12 protein-coding genes and 1 riboswitch are annotated in these 16,574 nt (G+C 62.5%); of the genes, 9 read left to right on the forward strand and 3 right to left on the reverse strand.

Annotation, left to right across the window (positions count from 1 at the left end; all coding sequences use genetic code 11):
• Positions 1 to 7 precede the first annotated feature (7 nt).
• Entirely contained in the window at positions 8 to 1,942 is a 1,935-nt protein-coding gene (locus QF039_RS08745) for a TonB-dependent siderophore receptor (protein ID WP_307517477.1), read from the reverse strand.
• A gap of 93 nt (positions 1,943 to 2,035) precedes the next feature.
• A riboswitch (cobalamin riboswitch) is annotated at positions 2,036 to 2,243 on the reverse strand.
• A gap of 101 nt (positions 2,244 to 2,344) precedes the next feature.
• On the opposite strand from QF039_RS08745, the gene lexA reads away from it, so the two are divergent.
• The 7 genes from lexA (at position 2,345) to QF039_RS08780 (ending at position 13,077) form a co-directional block, all read left to right on the forward strand.
• Entirely contained in the window at positions 2,345 to 2,962 is a 618-nt protein-coding gene (gene lexA / locus QF039_RS08750; protein WP_177019854.1) for a transcriptional repressor LexA, read from the forward strand.
• Positions 2,962 to 3,573, forward strand: a complete 612-nt coding sequence (gene imuA / locus QF039_RS08755) for a translesion DNA synthesis-associated protein ImuA (RefSeq protein ID WP_087694708.1) — start codon at positions 2,962 to 2,964, stop codon at positions 3,571 to 3,573. The genes lexA and imuA overlap by 1 nt, the downstream gene beginning before the upstream one ends.
• A 7-nt stretch (positions 3,574 to 3,580) precedes the next feature.
• Positions 3,581 to 4,996: a DNA polymerase Y family protein gene (locus QF039_RS08760; protein ID WP_307517481.1), complete on the forward strand. Its 1,416-nt coding sequence runs from the start codon at positions 3,581 to 3,583 to the stop codon at positions 4,994 to 4,996.
• Positions 4,972 to 8,061 carry an error-prone DNA polymerase gene (locus tag QF039_RS08765; RefSeq protein ID WP_307517483.1) on the forward strand — a complete coding sequence of 1,030 codons (3,090 nt, stop codon included), beginning with the start codon at positions 4,972 to 4,974 and terminating at the stop codon, positions 8,059 to 8,061. Before QF039_RS08760 ends, QF039_RS08765 begins: the two co-directional genes overlap by 25 nt.
• A 113-nt stretch (positions 8,062 to 8,174) precedes the next feature.
• Positions 8,175 to 9,884 (forward strand): ATP-binding protein, encoded by a 1,710-nt coding sequence (locus QF039_RS08770; RefSeq protein WP_307517485.1) that lies wholly within the window; start codon positions 8,175 to 8,177, stop codon positions 9,882 to 9,884.
• A gap of 164 nt (positions 9,885 to 10,048) precedes the next feature.
• Complete coding sequence (locus QF039_RS08775; RefSeq protein ID WP_307517487.1) at positions 10,049 to 12,577, forward strand: excinuclease ABC subunit UvrA; 2,529 nt, start codon at positions 10,049 to 10,051, stop codon at positions 12,575 to 12,577.
• A 236-nt stretch (positions 12,578 to 12,813) separates the two neighbouring features.
• A complete protein-coding gene (locus QF039_RS08780; protein WP_083853185.1) occupies positions 12,814 to 13,077 on the forward strand; it encodes a hypothetical protein in 264 nt (87 codons plus the stop codon).
• 68 nt (positions 13,078 to 13,145) lie between these two features.
• On the opposite strand, the gene QF039_RS08785 is transcribed toward QF039_RS08780, so the two are convergent.
• Both QF039_RS08785 and QF039_RS08790 read right to left on the reverse strand, forming a co-directional pair.
• The gene (locus QF039_RS08785) at positions 13,146 to 13,892 is read right to left on the reverse strand and encodes a BPL-N domain-containing protein (RefSeq protein ID WP_307517491.1); all 747 of its coding nucleotides are present in this window, start codon (positions 13,890 to 13,892) and stop codon (positions 13,146 to 13,148) included.
• A 355-nt stretch (positions 13,893 to 14,247) separates the two neighbouring features.
• Positions 14,248 to 14,847, reverse strand: a complete 600-nt coding sequence (locus QF039_RS08790; RefSeq protein WP_177008679.1) for a TetR/AcrR family transcriptional regulator — start codon at positions 14,845 to 14,847, stop codon at positions 14,248 to 14,250.
• Between the two features lie 174 nt (positions 14,848 to 15,021).
• Here QF039_RS08790 and QF039_RS08795 point away from each other — a divergent pair, with 174 nt between their 5' ends.
• Entirely contained in the window at positions 15,022 to 15,762 is a 741-nt protein-coding gene (locus QF039_RS08795; RefSeq protein WP_177008678.1) for an SDR family NAD(P)-dependent oxidoreductase, read from the forward strand.
• Between the two features lie 205 nt (positions 15,763 to 15,967).
• Complete coding sequence (locus QF039_RS08800) at positions 15,968 to 16,453, forward strand: nuclear transport factor 2 family protein (protein WP_177008677.1); 486 nt, start codon at positions 15,968 to 15,970, stop codon at positions 16,451 to 16,453.
• Positions 16,454 to 16,574 lie beyond the last annotated feature (121 nt).

Raw genomic sequence — 16,574 nt, forward strand, 5'->3', positions numbered from 1 at the left:
GTACTCATCAGAAGCGATACGTGTAGCGTACTTCGGAGGTGAACGGCCGCCCGAGGTTGTCGACGTTGCTGGCGCGGCTGGTGACGTAATCGCGGTCGAACAGGTTCTCTACCAGCAGGCTCACGCGGTGTTGGTGGGCGTTGTCGAGGTAGCGATAGGCGTCGGCATCCACCACGGTGTAGTTGCCGTACTCGACCTTTTTCGAGCTGACAATATCGCCGATGTAACGCACGGCAGTACCGACGCCCCACAGGCGGTCCACCGATTCATAGCCGACCCGCGAGCGGGCGAAGAAGCCCGGGATATCGTTGATGGTGACACCCGCGCGGGACTCGGTGAGGTTGCGGGTCATGTCGGCCTGCACGCTCCATTGGTCATTGAGCTGCAGCTTGGCGTCGGCCTCGAAACCACGCATCTGGATCTGCCCCTGGCCGTTGACCCACTGGATATCGTCCAGGGTGATCAGGTCGGTGATCTTGCGCTTGAACAGCGTCACGCTGGCGCTGAAGTCCCGCGCCAGCAGGCTGCCCTTGTAGTCGACGCCCAGTTCGGCGTTGCGGCTCTTCTCCGGCTTGAGGTTGCGGTTGCCTTTCTCATCGTCTTCGTTGACGAACAGTTGCTCGGCGTTTGGCAGTTTGTAGGCAGTGCCGTATTGGCCGCGCAGGGCCCAGTTGTCGTTGAGGTCGTAGAGCGAAGTGAGCATGCCGACGGTGGCGCTGTCGCCGCCGCTCATGGCTTCGTGGCGTACGCCGATGCTCGGGTGCCAGTTCGGCAGGGCTTCGATATTCGGGCGCAGTTGGGTGTACAGCGCGTGGGCCTGGGCCTTGTTGTCGTCGATGATCAATACATCGTCCTGGCCCTTGAACCACTGGTTATCGGACCCGAATACCAGCACGTGCTCGCCGGGCAGTACGGCCTTGCCTTCGGCCTGCACGCCCCAGTCGGTGAAGCCCCAGTAGTCGTTGTGGTTGATGGCCCGGGTGCCGCCGCCTTCGATATTGTTGATGCGGGTATAGCGCGTGTCCCAATCGTTGATATGCCCTTTGACGAAGTAGCTCAGGCGCTCGTTGAGGGTTTGCTCGAAGGTCGCCGTAGCGATTTGTTGTACGCGGTCGTTGGTGGTCTTGTGGTTGTCCACCGGCCGGGCGAAATCGAGGTTGGCGTCGGCGTACTGGTAAAACAGCTCAAGGCGCGTGTCATCGCCAAACGACTGGATCGCCTTGGTGCCGAAGGTGGTGACTTCGTAGGAGCGTTTCTTGTCGCTTACGTTTTTCATGTCGCGGTTGCGAAACGGCTGGTAGCCCTCGGAGACGTTGCGGCTGACGTAGGCCAGCAAGCCGAGGTCGCCAAAACCGTTGTTGAAGATCTTCTCGACCCGGGCATCGCCGGTGGTGCCGCCGAAGGTGTCTGCGCCCAGGTTCACCTCGCCGGACGCCTCGCGGGTTTGCGGGCTGCGGGTAACGATGTTGATCACCCCCGACACCGCCTGGGTGCCGAACAGCAGGCTCTGGCCACCCTTGAGCACTTCGATGCGCTCGATGGCGTTGGCGGGCAGGGTGTCCAGGTACAGGCCGCCGTACAGGCGGTTGTTCAGGCGCACGCCGTCCAGCAGGATCAGCGTGTCGTCGTTGCGCCCACCCAGCAGGGAATAAGTGCCGTAGTCGAACGGGCCATTCTTGGGTGCCACGTACAGGCCGGGGATGAACATCTGCATCACGCGCGACACATCGGCGGCGGGGCCGGCGCGTTCGATCTGTTCGCGGGTGACGATCTCGACCTTGCTGCCGTACTGGGCCATGTCGGCCACGGTGGTGGATTCCACCGACGGTGCGGAAATGATCTGCTGCTTGAGCTCAAGGGGAGGGTCGTCGGCCAGCAGCAGGGGGCTGAACAGGCAGCCGAGCAGCAGGCTGGGCACGGAAGTAGTGTAAGGTCGAATCATAGTCTTCTCGGAAAAGTATCTTTCGCGAAAAGCACGCACGAGTAGGCACCGAGCACACGCCAATACCGGCCCATGCCCGCCCACCGCAGGATTTTGCCAAACAGAATTCCAGGCCGGTCTCCGGGCTCACGCGTATGGACACCTTCACCTTCCCATGGCGCGCAGGCCACAGTGGTGTGTCGAAGGAATCACGCGTCTACCGTTGCGGGGGCAGCACCGGACTGGCTCGAAAAGAGCGGCACCGGTTTCCCGTTTCACCCCATGCACGGCGGCATGAGGCACCTGAAACAGGCCGGCATCTGAACATTCGAAAGACCGTTCGTCAACTTGGCGGGTACTTTTCCGGCGGTTGCCAGGGAAGCGACTGACGGATATTGCCAGAAAATTCCCACAGGAGTACAAATGTACTCCATGAAGAATCTAACGCCCCGCCGTACCGCCATCCTGACCTTTATCCGCGACCGTATCGCGCAGCAAGGCCAGTCCCCCAGCCTCGCCGAGATCGCCGAGGCGTTCGGCTTTGCCTCCCGCAGCGTGGCGCGCAAGCATGTGCTGGCGCTGACCGAGGGCGGCTTTATCGAGGTCAACCCCAACCAGGCTCGCGGCATCCGCCTGCTCAATCAACCGGCGCGGCCGGAGCTGCTGGATATTCCGGTGCTCGGCCGGGTGGCCGCCGGTTTGCCCATTGGCGCTGACGCTGAAGTGCACAACCGCCTCTTACTCGACCCGGCCATGTTCGCGAAAACCCCGGACTACCTGCTGCGGGTGCAGGGCGATTCGATGATTGAAGACGGCATCCTCGATGGCGACCTGGTAGGCGTACGCCGCAGTGCCGAGGCCTTGAACGGGCAGATCGTGGTAGCGCGCCTGGACGGTGAAGTCACCATCAAACGTTTCGAACACGTGGGCGAGCGCGTGCGCCTGCTGCCGCGCAACCCCGCCTATCAACCCATCGTGGTGCGGCCCGATCAGGACCTGGCCATCGAAGGGGTGTTCTGCGGCCTGGTGAGGCAAGGCTGATGGGCGCCGTCGTTGCACTGGACTCGCTGTTCAATGGCGGCCGGGTCTGGAAAGGCCGGCCCGCCGCGCCGCCGGCCAGCGTCCATCCCACCGGGCTTGCGGCCCTGGATGCGGTGCTGCCCAGCGGTGGCTGGCCGGAAGCGGCGTTGAGCGAAATCCTCATGGCCAAGGAAGGCGTGGGCGAGTTGCAGCTGGTGTGGCCGACCCTGGCACGGTTGGCGGCGGCCGGTGAGCGCATCGTGCTGGTGGCGCCGCCCTACACGCCGTACCCCCACGCCTGGCAAAACGCCGGGGTGGATGTGCGCCAGCTGTCAGTGATCCAGGCCGATGAACGCGATGCCTTGTGGGCAGTGGAGCAATGCCTGCGTTCCGGCAGCTGTGGCGCGGTGCTGTGCTGGCCGCGCAAGGCCGATGACCGCGCCTTGCGCCGCTTGCAGGTGGCGGCGGAAACCGGCCAGACCCTGGCCTTCGCCTGGCGCTCCTTGAGCGAGGCCATCAACCCGTCACCGGCCGCCTTGCGCCTGGCGGTGGAGGCCAGCCCGGCGCAAGTGCGGGTGCTCAAGTGCCGGGGTGGCCTGGCCCATCCCGCGCCCATTGCGCTTGGGCACTGAGGTTGGCATGCGCTGGGTGTGTATTGTGTTCCCGCAATTGGCGCTGGACGGGTTGCTGCGTTCGCGCCCCGAACCGGACCAGCCGTTGGCCCTGCTGGCCGGCACGCCGCAGCGGCGGGTGCTGCAAACCGTCAATGACGCCGCGCGCAAACTCGGCCTGCGCCCCGGCCAATCCCTGACGGCGGCCCATGCCTTGACCAAGGCCTTTGCCTGCGCCGAATACGAGCCGGCACAGATCGAATACTGGCAGCAGTTTCTCGCCGCCTGGGCCTACCGTTTCAGCTCCCAGGTCAGCGTGTTCTACCCACGGGCGTTGCTGTTCGAGATCGAGTCGAGCCTGGGCCTGTTCGGGCCGTGGCCGTTGCTCGAAGCGCGCTTGCGCAAGGAGCTGACCGAACTGGGGTTTCGTCACCGCATCGTCGCCGCGCCGAACCCGGCGGCGGCGCGGATATTGGCGAATGTCTACGACGGCCTGGCCGTGGCCGATGAGCAATACCTGCAACACGCCCTGGCACCGATCCCCATCGACCGCGCCGGCCTCGACCCGCAAGCTGCCACCGCATTGTCGCGCATGGGCTTGCGCACCCTGGCCCAGGTGCAGGCGTTGCCTCGGCATACCCTGGCCCGGCGCTTCGATGCTGCGCTGCTCAAGCACCTTGACGCACTGTGCGGCCAACGGCCCCTGGCCCTGGCGTTCTACCAGCCGCCGGACCGGTTTGATGTGCGCATCGAGCTGAATTTTGATGTGTTGTCCCACCAGGCCTTGCTGTTTCCCTTGCGCCGTTTGACTGGCGATCTGTCGGCGTTCCTGTGTGGCCGCGACAGTGGCGTGCAGCGTTTTGACCTGCACCTGGAGCACGCGGCCGAGCCCGACAGCGTGATCAAGGTCGGCCTGCTCAGCGCCGAGCGTGACGCGGCGATGCTGTTCGAACTGGCCCGTGGGCGCCTGGAGCAAGTGCAAGTCACCTCGCCGGTGCGCGGCTTTCGCCTGGTGGCCGAGGACCTGCCGGTGTTTGTGCCCCAGCGCCAGGACCTGTTCGACGAGCGCCCGCAACAAACCCTGCCGTGGGAACAACTGCGCGAACGCCTGCGGGCGCGGCTGGGGGATGAAGCGGTGCAAGGCCTGCGGTTTCACGCCGACCACCGCCCCGAATGCGCCTGGCAAGCCGGTGCCGACACTCGCCCGTGTACCCCCTCAAATAACGTCCAGCGCCCGGGCTGGTTGCTGCATGAACCGACGCCTCTGGCCGAGCAAGGTCTACACATCCTGATGGGCCCGGAACGCATCGAGTCCGGCTGGTGGGATGGCGCCGATGTGCGCCGCGATTACTACCTGGTGCGCACCCGCGCCGGCCAGCAGGGCTGGGCTTACCGCACCGTGGGCGAAAGCGGCACGCTGTGGCTGCAAGGCTGGTTTGCATGAAGTACGCGGAGCTGCACTGCCTGTCCAACTTCAGTTTCCAGCGGGGCGCCTCCAGTGCCCGCGAGCTGTTTGAACGGGCCAGGCAGCAGGGTTACGAGGCGCTGGCCATCACCGATGAATGCACCTTGTCGGGCATCGTCCGTGCCTGGCAGGCGGCCAAGGAAGTCGGGTTGCCGCTGATTATCGGCAGCGAGATGCGCCTGGAAAACGGCCCCAAGCTGGTGCTGCTGGTGGAGAACCTGGAAGGCTATCAACACCTGTGCCGGCTGATCACCATCGCCCGTCGCCGTGCGGAAAAAGGTCACTACCGCTTGCTGCAGGAAGACTTCACCGCGGTACATGGCTTGCTCGCGTTATGGATGGTCGAAGACACCGACACCCAAGCCCATATCCAATGGCTGTGCAGCACCTTTACCGATCGCCTGTGGCTGGCGGTGGAACTGCATTGCGGCCAGAACGATGCCCGTCACCTTGAGCAGCGCCTGAACCTGGCCGCCAGCCTGCACCTGCCGGCGGTGGCCTGCGGCGATGTGCATATGCATGTGCGCGGTCGCCGTGCGTTGCAAGACAGCATGACCGCAATCCGTCACCACGTCCCGGTGGCCGAAGCCGGCGCGCGCCTGCATCCCAATGGTGAACGGCACTTGCGCAGCCTCGATGCATTGGCCGCGCTGTACCCGGCGCACTTGCTGGAAGAGTCCCTGAACATTGCCCGGCGTTGCACCTTTGACCTCGGCCAATTGCGCTATCAATACCCCAGGGAGTTGGTACCTGAAGGCCAGGATGCAAAATCCTGGTTACGCACCTTGACCGAGCAAGGCATCGCCCAGCGTTGGCCGAAAGGGGTCGACGCCAAGACCCTCCAGCAGATCAATAACGAACTGGAACTGATCAGCGACCTCGGCTACGAAAGCTACTTCCTCACCGTACACGACATTGTGCGCTTCGCCCGCAGCCGTTCGATCCTGTGCCAGGGCCGTGGCTCGGCGGCCAACTCGGCGGTGTGTTTTGCCCTGGGCATCACCGAGATCGACCCGAGCCTGATGAACATGCTGTTCGAGCGCTTCCTGTCTCGCGAACGCAACGAGCCGCCGGACATCGACGTGGACTTCGAGCACGAACGCCGTGAAGAAGTGCTGCAATACGTCTTCCAGCGCTACGGGCGCACCCGCGCCGCGTTGACGGCGGTGGTCAGCAGCTACCACGGCGCCGGCGCGGTGCGCGACGTGGCCAAGGCCCTCGGGTTGCCGCCGGATCAGGTCAACGCCCTGGCCGACTGTTGTGGGCGCTGGAGCGACGAAGCACCGCCCCTGGAACGCTTGCGCGAAGGTGGTTTCGACCCCGACAGCCCGGTGCTGCGCCGGGTGCTGACCTTGACCCAACAACTGATCGGCTTCCCCCGGCACCTGTCCCAGCACCCCGGCGGTTTCGTGATTTCCGAACACCCGCTGGACACCCTGGTGCCGGTGGAAAATGCGGCCATGGCCGAGCGCACCATCATCCAGTGGGACAAGGACGACCTCGACGCCGTGGGCCTGCTCAAGGTGGACATCCTCGCGCTGGGCATGCTCAGTGCGATTCGCCGCTGCTTCGACCTGCTGCGCCGCCATCGCAACCAGGACCTGAGCCTGGCTTCGGTGCCCAAGGAAGATGCGGCAACCTACGCGATGATCAGCAAGGCCGACACTATCGGCGTGTTCCAGATTGAGTCGCGGGCGCAGATGTCGATGTTGCCCCGCCTGCGACCGGAAAAATTCTACGACCTGGTCATTGAGGTCGCCATCGTGCGGCCGGGGCCCATCCAGGGTGGCATGGTGCATCCGTACCTGCGGCGGCGGAACAAGGAGGAAGAAACCACCTACCCATCGCCGGAACTCAAGTCCGTACTGGAACGAACCCTGGGCATCCCGCTGTTCCAGGAACAGGTCATGCAGATCGCTATGGTCGCCGCCGATTACACACCCGGCGAAGCCGACCAACTGCGCCGTTCCATGGCCGCCTGGAAACGCCACGGCGGCCTCGAACCCCATCAGCAACGCCTGCGCACCGGCATGCTGAAAAACGGCTACAGCGAAGCCTTCGCCGCGCAGATCTTCGAGCAGATCAAGGGCTTTGGCAGCTACGGTTTTCCCGAGTCCCACGCCGCCAGTTTCGCCTTGCTGACCTATGCCAGTTGCTGGCTCAAATGCCATGAACCGGCAGCGTTTGCCTGCGCCCTGATCAACAGTTGGCCCATGGGTTTCTACAGCCCCGACCAGATCCTGCAGGACGCCCGTCGCCATCATTTGCAGATCCGCCCGGTGGATGTGCAGGCCAGTGACTGGGATTGCAGCCTTGAGCCGATCGAAGGCCAGCAACCGGCGATTCGCATGGGCTTGCGCATGATCTCCGGGTTTCGTGAAGAGGATGGCCGGCGTATCGAAATGGCGCGCCAGGCCCGGGCGTTTTTTGATATTGCCGACTTGGGCGAGCGTGCCCAATTGGACACTCGCGCCCAGGAACTGCTGGCGGATGCCGGTGCCTTGCGCGGCCTGGCCGGGCATCGGCACCGGGCGCGTTGGGAGGTGGCCGGGGTGCAGAAACAACTGGGCCTGTTTGCCGGTATCGTCAGCCCGGAAGAGGCGGTGGTGGAGCTGCCGCAACCGACAGTCGGCGAAGATTTGTATGCCGACTACGCCAGCGTCGGCACCACCCTGGGCCCACACCCGTTGGCGCTGTTGCGCGATGAACTGCGCGCGCGGCGTTGCCGCAGTTCCAGGGAGTTGCTGCAGGTTGAGCATGGCCGCAACGTCAGCGTCGCCGGCTTGGTCACCGGTCGACAACGCCCTGGCACGGCCAGCGGCGTTACCTTCGTCACCCTGGAAGATGAGTTCGGCAATATCAATGTGGTGGTCTGGCGCGATTTGGCCGAGCGCCAACGCCAGGCGCTGGTGGGCTCGCGGTTGCTCAAGGTGGATGGCCGCTGGGAGGCGGTGGGCGAGGTTCGGCACCTGATCGCCGGGCGCTTGACCGACCTGACCCCGTTGCTGTCGGGCATCAGTGTGCGCAGCCGGGACTTTCGCTGAGCCGGCCCTTGCTCCTTCCTGCCGGCATAAGCAATATGCGATGAAACCAACCGCCGCTGCCGGGCTCAAAGTTTTCATCGCCGCCCACCTTTTATCTTTTGCAGAGCCGACCGATGCAGTTTTTATCCAATACCCACGGCTGTGAGGGTTGGGCTGGGGAAATGGCCCAGAGGATTCGTGCTTTCGATTGGTCCACCACCGACCTCGGCCCGATGAGTGCCTGGCCCTCCAGCCTGACCAGCGCCGTGCAGATGATGCTGGCATCGCCCATGCCCATGGTGATGCTGTGGGGGCACGCCGGTTACATGATCTACAACGACAGCTATTCGGTGTTTGCCGGCGGTCGCCACCCTTATCTGCTGGGTGCGCCGGTGGAACTGGGCTGGCCGGAAGTCGCCGACTTCAACCGCAATGTGGTCGACACCTGCCTGGCCGGCGGCACCTTGTCCTACCGCAACCTGCCCCTGGAACTGTTGCGCGACGGCCGCCCGGAAAAAGTCTGGATGGACCTGTATTACAGCCCCGTGGCCGGTGACGACCAACAACCGGCCGGGGTCCTGGCGATTGTGGTGGAGACCACCGAACATATGATCTCCGAGCGCCTGCGCCAGGAACTCACCCACAACCTGGAGCAGCGCGTGGCCGCGGAGGTGCAGGCCCGTTCCGCCGCCGAAGAACAGTTGCGTCAATCACAGAAGCTGGAAGCCATCGGCGGCCTGACCGGCGGCGTGGCCCACGACTTCAACAACCTGCTGCAAGTGGTCGCCGGCAACCTGCACCTGCTGGCCCGGCATGAGCCGGACAACCCCCAGGTGCAGCGCCGTGTCAGCGCCGCCATCGCGGCAGTGGAACGTGGGGCCAAACTGACTTCACAACTGCTGGCCTTCGCCCGTCGCCAGCCATTGTCACCGGCGGTGTACAACCCGCTGCGCATCTATGAAGGCCTGGGCGAGTTGCTGCAGCGGGCGCTGGGAGAAACCATCCACATTGATGTGCAACTGCCCCAGGATCCATGGTGCATTAACGTCGACCGCAACCAACTGGAAAACGCACTGCTCAACCTGGCGATCAACGCCCGGGATGCCATGAAAGGCGAGGGCGTGATTCGGATCACCGGCGAAAATATTATTCTCAACCCTCCGGATTGCGCCGGTAAAAGCATCAACCCCGGTGAATACGTGCGCCTGGCCGTCGCCGACAGCGGCGCCGGCATGTCAGCGACGATCCTGGCCCGTGCCTTCGAACCGTTTTTCACCACCAAGCCGAATGGCCACGGCACCGGCCTGGGCCTGAGCATGGTGTTCGGGTTCGTGCGCCAAAGTGGCGGGCATGTTGAGGTCGAGAGCGTGGAGGGCAGCGGCACCGTGGTGCAGATGTATTTCCCGCGCAACCTGGGAGAGCCGGAAAATCACGATACGCCTGTCGAGCTCACACAATACAGCGGCGGCCATGAGACGATCCTGGTGGTTGAGGACAACGAAGGCGTACGCGCGGCCGCGGTGGAATTGCTCGAACAATCCGGCTACACCGTGCTCACCGCCGAAGACGGCGACCGGGCCATGCTGATGCTCCAGGCCGGCCTGCAACCGGACCTGATCTTCACCGACGTGGTGATGCCGGGCCGGGTCAAAAGCACCGACCTCGCCGAGTGGGCGCGCAGGCAAGTGCCGGCGATAGCGGTGCTGTTTACCTCCGGGCATACCCGCGACATTCTTTCCAGCAACCACCTGCTGGGCAACGACATTCACCTGCTGAGCAAACCCTATGGCCCGGATGACTTGGCGCAACGGGTGCGCTCGGTACTGACCTCCCGAATGATGTGACGAATGAAGATCCAGCCAGCAACACCAAACCACTGTGGGAGCCGGGCTTGCCCGCGATGGCGGAGTGTCAGGCACCCCATCGGTAACTGGCACACCGTCATCGTGGGCAAGCCCGGCTCCCACAGTTGATCTTCACTGCCTTGAACACACCGATAAGGTTACCCATGACTTCCCAGCGCAACCTGCCACCAGACACCTCACTCACCTCCCAACGCCCTGGCTTCGTGCGGGTGCGGGGTGCCCGGGAACACAACCTGCGCAACGTCGACGTGGACATCCCCCGCGACGCCCTGGTGGTGTTCACCGGCGTGTCAGGCTCCGGCAAGTCCTCGCTGGCATTCTCCACCGTCTACGCCGAAGCTCAGCGCCGCTACTTCGAATCCGTGGCGCCCTACGCCCGCCGCCTGATCGACCAGGTCGGCGTACCGGACGTCGACTCCATCGAAGGCCTGCCGCCCGCCGTGGCCCTGCAACAACAGCGCGGTACACCCAGCACACGTTCATCAGTGGGCAGCGTCACCACCTTGTCCAGCCTGATCCGCATGCTCTACTCCCGCGCCGGCAGTTACCCGGCGGGGCAACCGATGCTGTACGCCGAAGACTTTTCCCCCAACCTGCCCCAGGGCGCCTGCCCGCAATGCCACGGCCTGGGCCGGGTGTACGAAGTGACCGAAGCCCTGATGGTGCCCGATCCCTCCCTCACCATCCGCCAGCGCGCCGTGGCGTCCTGGCCGTTGGCATGGCAAGGCCAGAACCAGCGCGACATCCTTGTGACGCTGGGCTACGACGTCGACATCCCGTGGCGCGACCTGCCGAAAAAGCAGCGCGACTGGATCCTCTTCACCGAAGAAACCCCCACCGTCCCGGTGTATGCCGGCTTCACACCTGCCCAAACCCGCGACGCCCTCAAACGCAAACTCGAACCCAGCTACCAGGGCACCTTCACCGGTGCCCGACGCTACATCCTGCACACGTTCACCCACTCCCAAAGCGCCCTGATGAAAAAGCGCGTGTCGCAGTTCATGCAAGGCAGCCCGTGCCCGCTGTGCGAAGGCAAACGCCTGAACAAGGCCGCGCTGTCGGTGAAATTTGCCGGCGTGGACATTGGCGAGTTGTCGCAAATGTCCTTGCTGCAACTTGCCGAACTGCTGCGCCCGGTGGCCGAAGGGCAGGGCGATAAAAAGCTCTCCGTGGAAAAACGCCTGGCCGCCCAACGCATCGCCCAGGACCTGCTCGAACGCGTCAGCACCCTGACCGACCTCGGCCTCGGCTACCTGGCCCTGGAACGCAGCACACCGACCCTGTCCTCCGGCGAACTGCAACGCCTGCGCCTGGCCACCCAACTGGGCTCGCAACTGTTCGGCGTGATCTACGTGCTCGACGAACCTTCCGCCGGCCTGCATCCCGCTGACGGCGAAGCCCTGTTCGCCGCCCTCGACCGCCTGAAGGCCGCCGGCAACTCGCTGTTCGTGGTGGAACACGACCTCGAAACCATGCGCCGCGCCGACTGGCTGATCGACGTCGGCCCGGCTGCCGGCGAACACGGCGGCCAGGTCCTGTACAGCGGCCCACCCGCCGGCCTGGCGCAGGTCGAAGCCTCGCAAACCCGCGAATACCTGTTCGCCGAAAAACCCCCGGTCAGCCAACCACCGCGCCAACCCACCGGCTGGCTGAGCCTGGAAGGCGTCACGCGCAACAACCTCAACGACCTCAGCGTGGACTTTCCCCTGGGCTGCTTCACCGCCGTCACCGGCATTTCCGGCTCGGGCAAATCCAGCCTCGTCAGCCAGGCGCTGTTGGAACTGGTAGGCGCAGGCCTGGGCCGCGTGGTGGAAACCGAAGACGAACCCAGCCTCGAAGACGACGCCCCGCAAACCAGCGGCGGCCGTATCAGCGGCGGGCTGGAACACATCCGCCGCCTGGTGCAGGTGGACCAGAAACCCATCGGCCGCACACCGCGCTCCAACCTCGCGACCTACACCGGCCTGTTCGACAACGTACGCAAACTGTTCGCCGCCACACCCGCGGCGAAAAAGCGCCATTTCGACGCTGGGCAATTTTCTTTCAACGTCGCCAAAGGCCGCTGCCCGAACTGCGAAGGCGAGGGGTTTGTCAGCGTTGAATTGCTGTTCATGCCCAGCGTGTACGCGCCATGCCCGACGTGCCACGGGGCGCGGTACAACCCGGAAACGTTAGCAATCAAGTGGGAAGGGCTGACCATCGCCCAGGTACTGGGGCTGACGGTTGAACAGGCGGTAGGGGTATTTGCCGAAGAGCCGGGTGTGCTGCGTTCGCTGCAAGTGCTGCGGGATATTGGCTTGGGGTATTTGCGCCTTGGCCAGCCGGCCACGGAGCTGTCGGGCGGGGAAGCGCAGCGGATCAAGCTGGCGACCGAGCTGCAACGCAATGCGCGAGGGGCAACGTTGTATGTGCTGGATGAGCCGACGACCGGGTTGCATCCGCGGGATGTGGACCGGTTGTTGAGCCAGTTGAATCACCTGGTGGAGGCGGGGCACACGGTGATTGTGGTGGAGCATGAAATGCGCGTGGTGGCCCAGAGTGATTGGGTGATTGATATCGGGCCGGGGGCCGGGGATCGAGGCGGGAAGGTGGTGGTGAGTGGCACGCCGCAGAAGGTGGCGAAGAGCAAGAGCAGCCGGACGGCGCCGTTTTTGGGGCGCGAGTTGGGCTGAGTTTTGCTCGACATGCGCCAGGTTCGCCGGCAGCTTCGTGATTGCCCGAGCGTTCGGTAGACTGCCCCGATTTTTTCTGATTTCCCCATCTTGTGAATAAATGGCCCTATGGGATATGTCGAAAATGGATCTTTTATCGATCCATTTCTCTTCTTATAGTCGACCAACGCCCCAAGCAGTTAACAGCGGTCATTAGTTCAGCTGTGGGGTTAGGTTTCTCATTTGCGGAAGTTGATATGAATTATAAAAACGGCTCTATCGGTATCGGGGTGTCTGCACTTTTAGTGCTGTCAGTTCTGCGTTTGTCCACTAACCAACCCCCAACCCGGGAAGAGTTTGTAAAGTATCCATCTCTCCGGCAGAAGTGGTTCACGATATGCGACGCTCGCAGCAACCTTGCCGAGCTCAATGATGAAGGCTGCAAGCATTTACGCGAATGGCAGGCGGCCACCAAATTTCCCGTACTGGACAATTTGATGAATCAAAACCTGGGTAAATAGCTGGCGGCCATATGACTTTTTCAGTTGGCTGGAGCATCCAGCTGAAATCCGGAAGTCATCATCGCCCCCTACCTGCGCCCCTCAATGCTGCGCACCAACGCCCCAAAAAGCTCACCCCGCGGCATCTTGCTCAAGGGAATATTCGCCTTCTCGAACCACTCCCGATCCGCCTCTGGGTGCGGGCCGCTCAGCACCACTACCCCGTTTTCATAGGTGTAACGCGCTGCCGCCAAATCACCATTCCGGTAGGTCGCAATGGTTGAAGAAGGCGAGGTCGCGTCACGCTTGGGGAAGTAAGGCCCATCCTGATAAAAGACGCTATCGGCTTTCCCATCCCACACAACCTGCACCGCCGCGTCCGCAATACCCGCGACCTCAAACCCAGGCCTGCCCGCCTCTGAATCAAGGTCGTAGGGTATCAGGCCAAAGTTGCTGTCGTCGGCCAGATAAGCACCCATACAAAGCCCCAGGTAGCGCCCACCCTGGGCGACAAAGTCACGAATGGCCTGCACCCGCGCATCCCCCAAACTATCAAGCGCCGCAGGGATGTCCTGACCGCCACCCGGTTGAACGTAGAGGTCATAACGAGCGAGGTTTTGCGGCGTGATGTCGATCGATTCATCGGCACCTACAAAGTCAATCTGCGCATTCGGGCGGACGCGCAGCAGGGCTGTTTTGACATTCTCTGAACATCCCTCGCAGCCCGCCGGGCCTCGGTAGATAGCGACATGGGCGATGGGGGTCGCGGCTTGCACCGAGTAAGGAAGCAGCGTGAAAAACGCAAAAAGCGTCGCGGCGATGGCATGCAGATTCATGGTTGTAGGGCCGTCTTAAAGCTGATTGGGTCCGATCGGACTTTGTGAGTCAAAGCCTAAAGCTAATAGCCACGTGAAGGCGTGAACATTTGTAAATCGGCCAGTGTTGCTTGGCGCAACATTTTCCAGGCTGGCCCAATACATCGGCTACGGATGTGTTTGGAGAAGGGCTATGCAAAGTGCAGTAACGCCGGATGGGTTGGCGTTGTTCGCTGCTTTTGTCCGATTGCTGCCATTGGTGACTGGCTGCAATCGGCCAGAAGCGGCCTCTGGCGGTCGCAGAAAGTCCCTTCAGCCGTGTGCGGCCAGGTCAGCGTATATGTCGAGACTGACAGCTCGGTGGTGGACGCATGGCTTAGCGTGCCGTTCGCTGTTCTTTACCCAACTCGTGAGCAATGAACCGGCCCGCCGTCTGTGCGGCGTCGATTAGCCGTTTGCGGGGCATGCCGTTACACGCCGCGGACGATAGCCCGCGCAGGGTAATCGAAAGGTAGTCAGTGAGGCATTGGGCTTTTTCGGGCAGTGTCAGATCAAGATAATTCCGAATCGCCTTGACGCCTCCGTCCGCCAGAGTTTGCGCCATCTGGCGGGCTACTTCGTCGTCCGCACGTGTGCCCTCGGTGACCATGCAACCGCGCAAGACACTGTCGTTTCCATACTGCTTCGCTGCCGCGACCAACAAGGCGGCGAGTGCTTCAGGCACTGGTCGGTCCGGCGCCAGCAGTTTGTCCAGCGGCAAAGCATGCTCGCGGGTGTAGCGCAGCATGGCCTTCTCGAATAACTCAGCCTTGCTGCCATACGCGGCGTAAAAGCTGGGCGGCTTGATATCCATGGCCTCGACGAGATCCGTGAGGCTCACCGCGTCGAAGCCGTGTTCGTGGAACATGGCTTGGGCAATGGCGACACCAGCCTCTCTATCGAAAGCAGGGCGGCGTTGGCGAATTTTGTCAGTCATGGTGATCTCGTTGGTGTGCTCGTGATTGTAGCGACCGCTATATCCTGGGGCAACTGCGCTGAGCTGAACGGCGGGATTATATAGCAACTACTAAATAGCTTGCGGCCTTCGCGAACGCTATGTAGTGTGCGCTATATAAATTCATTCGCCCTCAACACATACGGGAGTATCAGCATGCAGTTTCAAGACAAAGTCGTTCTCGTCACCGGAGGGTCCTCGGGATTGGGCCTTTCCATCGCCCAAGAGCTGGCAGGGCAAGGGGCCACGGTGGTGATTACCGGGCGTCGGCAGGAGCAACTGGAGGAGGCTTTATCGAAGCTCGGGGACCAGGCCAGCGCGGTGGTCGCGGACGTCTCGGTGATAGCCGATCTCGCTGTGCTATTTGACGTAATCAAGACTCGTCATGGCCGAATCGATGTGCTGGTCGCCAACGCCGGTATGGGTGAAATCGCTCCGCTTGGCAGCATCACCGAGGCCTATTTCGACCGAGTATTCAGCACCAACGTCAAGGGTGTGACCTTCACCGTTCAGGGCGCACTGCCTCTCATGGGCGAAGGCGGCAGCATTGTAATCATTGGTTCTACTGCCTCCATTGATCCCGGCCCCGGCCTCAGCGTGTACGGCGCCACCAAAGCAGCATTGCGCACGCTGGTCAGAAGCTGGACGCTCGATATCAAAGGCAGAGGGGTGCGCATCAACCTCCTGAGCCCGGGCCCTGTGGATACCCCGTCACTACGTCATATGCTAGCGGAACACGCTGAGGCCGTGATCGAGTCCCTGAGTGAGAAGAGCACCATCGGACGTATCGGTCAGGCCCATGAGATTGGCGCTGCCGTGGCCTTCCTGGCCAGTGATGCAGCCAGCTACGTCAACGGCGTCGAGCTGTTCGCGGATGGCGGGGCTTCGCAGTGTTAGATCACTGGATGGCTGTGCAGCCCGAGGTTTACCGCAAGTGTTGATCCCGTTTCGGCGCCAGCCACAAGACTGACAACTCGCTTATCAAAATCATTGCTCGTCAGACGCCAAATTGGATTATCGCCAAGGTCGTTTGCCGAGCGCATCAAATGTATGGCCGCCGCTATACATCCTTCCTTTGTGGGCTGAAGCCTAGGAGAGAGTCATGACTAACTCACCAGAAATCCTCGCACGTCTTGACGCCGAGAGCGCCATTCATCGTCTTCACGCTACCTACATCCATCGTCTTGACAGCGGAGATTTCGCGGGTGTGGCCGAAGTGCTTCAGCATGCGGTGATTCATGTGCTAGGCACTGAGGCCTCCACGGTTGAGGGGTTGCTGGGTTTCTTCGAGGCGGGTCTTCAGGTACACGCCGACGGTACGCCGCGCACTTGGCATTCGATCACCAACGTACTGATTGACGTCGCGCCTTCGGGCGATAAAGCGAGTTCTGAGAGTTACTACACCGTGCATCAGCAGCTCGACGGATTCCCATTGCAACCTATCTGCGCCGGCAAGTACCTCGACCAATTCGAGCTGCAGGATGGGGCGTGGCGTTTCACTCGTCGTGAGGTGACTTTGCGTTTTGCAGGCGACCTTCAGCACCACGTTAAAGGTGTTCAAAGTGATGCGGTCGCCCAAACCGCCTGACAGAACAAACAGGCTCTACGCTCAACTCGCGAGAGGGTTCGGGTGTGGGGCTCTGACTCTTCGAGTTGGCACCCCGCAGCCTTACAAACTAAAGAAAGAGCATCTTGAAATTCCAAGGACT

Source organism: Pseudomonas sp. W2I6, assembly GCF_030815935.1.
Classification (GTDB): domain Bacteria; phylum Pseudomonadota; class Gammaproteobacteria; order Pseudomonadales; family Pseudomonadaceae; genus Aquipseudomonas.

Coding starts and splice junctions, on each gene's coding strand:
- QF039_RS08745 (WP_307517477.1), bottom strand. CDS start 1,942: ATGATTCGACCTTACACTACTTCCGTGCCCAGCCTGCTGCTCGGCTGC.
- lexA (WP_177019854.1), top strand. CDS start 2,345: ATGTACTCCATGAAGAATCTAACGCCCCGCCGTACCGCCATCCTGACC.
- imuA (WP_087694708.1), top strand. CDS start 2,962: ATGGGCGCCGTCGTTGCACTGGACTCGCTGTTCAATGGCGGCCGGGTC.
- QF039_RS08760 (WP_307517481.1), top strand. CDS start 3,581: ATGCGCTGGGTGTGTATTGTGTTCCCGCAATTGGCGCTGGACGGGTTG.
- QF039_RS08770 (WP_307517485.1), top strand. CDS start 8,175: ATGCAGTTTTTATCCAATACCCACGGCTGTGAGGGTTGGGCTGGGGAA.
- QF039_RS08775 (WP_307517487.1), top strand. CDS start 10,049: ATGACTTCCCAGCGCAACCTGCCACCAGACACCTCACTCACCTCCCAA.
- QF039_RS08780 (WP_083853185.1), top strand. CDS start 12,814: ATGAATTATAAAAACGGCTCTATCGGTATCGGGGTGTCTGCACTTTTA.
- QF039_RS08785 (WP_307517491.1), bottom strand. CDS start 13,892: ATGAATCTGCATGCCATCGCCGCGACGCTTTTTGCGTTTTTCACGCTG.
- QF039_RS08790 (WP_177008679.1), bottom strand. CDS start 14,847: ATGACTGACAAAATTCGCCAACGCCGCCCTGCTTTCGATAGAGAGGCT.
- QF039_RS08795 (WP_177008678.1), top strand. CDS start 15,022: ATGCAGTTTCAAGACAAAGTCGTTCTCGTCACCGGAGGGTCCTCGGGA.
- QF039_RS08800 (WP_177008677.1), top strand. CDS start 15,968: ATGACTAACTCACCAGAAATCCTCGCACGTCTTGACGCCGAGAGCGCC.